2 protein-coding genes are annotated in these 1,856 nt (G+C 71.2%); one reads left to right on the top strand and one right to left on the bottom strand.

The genetic code is table 11. The annotated features are described in order from the left end of the window. The first annotated feature begins 89 nt into the window (after positions 1 to 89). The gene (dcd, locus tag ACFPZL_RS12805; RefSeq protein ID WP_218114509.1) at positions 90 to 695 is read left to right on the top strand and encodes a dCTP deaminase; all 606 of its coding nucleotides are present in this window, start codon (positions 90 to 92) and stop codon (positions 693 to 695) included. Between the two features lie 120 nt (positions 696 to 815). On the opposite strand, the gene ACFPZL_RS12800 is transcribed toward dcd, so the two are convergent. Further along, positions 816 to 1,856, bottom strand: a 1,041-nt coding sequence (locus ACFPZL_RS12800; protein WP_382335741.1) for a cytochrome c oxidase assembly protein, incomplete at its 5' end; no start/stop codon positions are given.

Below are 1,856 nucleotides of genomic sequence, written 5' to 3'. Positions count from 1 at the left end.
CGCAGGTCGTCGCCGGCGCGCTCGCCGGCCGGCCGCGCCGCCTCTTCGAACGCGCGACCGTGCGCCCGCCCGCTGGATAGGATGGACCCGTGCTGCTCTCCGATCGCGACATCAACGCCGAACTCGCCTCAGGCCGCATCAGCCTCTCGCCGAGCGAACCGGAGATGGTGCAGCCGTCGAGCGTCGACGTGCGCCTCGACCGCTACTTCCGCCTCTTCGACAACCACAAGTACGCGGTCATCGACCCTTCGGAGGAGCAGCCCGAGCTCACCCGGCTGATCGAGGTCGACCCGGACGAGGGGTTCATCCTGCACCCCGGCGAGTTCGTCCTCGGCTCCACCTACGAGCAGGTCGGCCTGCCCGACGACGTGGCCGCGCGCCTCGAGGGCAAGAGCTCGCTCGGCCGTCTCGGCCTCCTCACCCATTCGACCGCGGGGTTCATCGACCCCGGTTTCGAGGGCCACGTCACGCTCGAGCTCTCGAACGTCGCCACCCTGCCGATCCGCCTCTGGCCCGGCATGAAGATCGGCCAGCTGTGCTTCTTCCGGCTGTCGTCGCCGGCCGAGCGGCCCTACGGCGCAGGCGCCACCTACTCCCGCTACCTCGGGCAGCGCGGCCCCACGGCCTCGCGCTCGTTCCAGAACTTCCACCGCGCGGACGTGACCGGGACCGACGCGGGGCAGCCCGGGGGCTGAGGGGTCCGGCGCACTCCGTTCCGCATCGCTCGGCGACGGTGCGCGGCAGGGCCGGCTCTGACGGATCGCGCAGGCGCTCAGCCGGCGGGCCCGGCTGGTGGGCTCAGCCGGCGGGCTCTGTCAGCGCCGCACCTGCCGCTGATCCCGCTCCGCCTGCTTGGCCAGCATCTCGTTGTAGGCGCGCAGCTCGGCGTCGCCCGAGCGATCCGCGGCGCGATCCTTGCGCTTCTGCTCCCGGTCGTCGCTCCGCGACCACTGGATCGCGACGATGAGCGCGAGCGCGAGCGTCGGCAGCTCGCCGATGCCCCAGGCGATGCCGCCGCCGGTGCGCTGATCCTCGAGCGGGGTCGCGCCCCAGGTGCGGCCCATCGCGCCGTACCAGTCGGCGAGCAGGAGTCCCTGACCGGTCATGATGGTCACCCCAAAGAACGCGTGGGCGGCCATCGTCGCGAAGAGGATCACGATGCGCAGCGGGTAGGGGAAGCGGTAGGGGACCGGATCGATGCCGATCATCGACAGGCTGAACAGGTAGCCGGAGATGAGGAAGTGGATGATCATCCACTGGTGGCCGAGGTGCTCGGACGCCGCCCAGCGTGCGATCGGTGTGAAGTAGAAGACCCAGAGCGAGCCGGCGAAGACCACGGCGGCGACCGCCGGGTGCGTGATCACCTTCGAGTACGGGGTCTGCACGAGCCAGAGGATCCACTCGCGGGGGCCCCACGAGCCGTCGCTCCGCTTCTCGGCCGCCCGCAGCGCGAGCGTGACGGGGGCGCCGAGCACGAGCACGAGCGGGATGAGCATCGTCAGCATCATGTGCCCGAGCATGTGCACGCTGAAGAGGTACTGCTCGTAGGCGTTGAGCGCCCCGTTCGTCGTGTAGAACAGCATCGCGAGGCCGGCGAGCCAGGCGACGGTGCGGCCGATCGGCCAGCGGTCGCCGCGGCGGTGGAGCCGGATCACGCCGCCCAGGTAGAAGATCGCGCCGAAGACGCAGACGAGGATCCACGCGAGGTCGAACTTCCACACGGTGACGTAGCTCCCGGCGGTCAGCTCCGGCGGCAGCGGATCGCCGGTCAGCCATTCCGCGGGGGAGACCGTCGGGCTGCCGGTGTCGCGCGCGGACTCCAGCGCCAGCGGGGTCGCCGTGCGACCGAGGGCGCC

The organism is Leucobacter soli, assembly GCF_042659205.1.
Lineage (GTDB): Bacteria > Actinomycetota > Actinomycetes > Actinomycetales > Microbacteriaceae > Leucobacter > Leucobacter soli.
The sequence above is the reverse complement of the archived record's forward strand: the minus strand, read 5'-3'. Positions and strand labels throughout refer to the sequence as shown.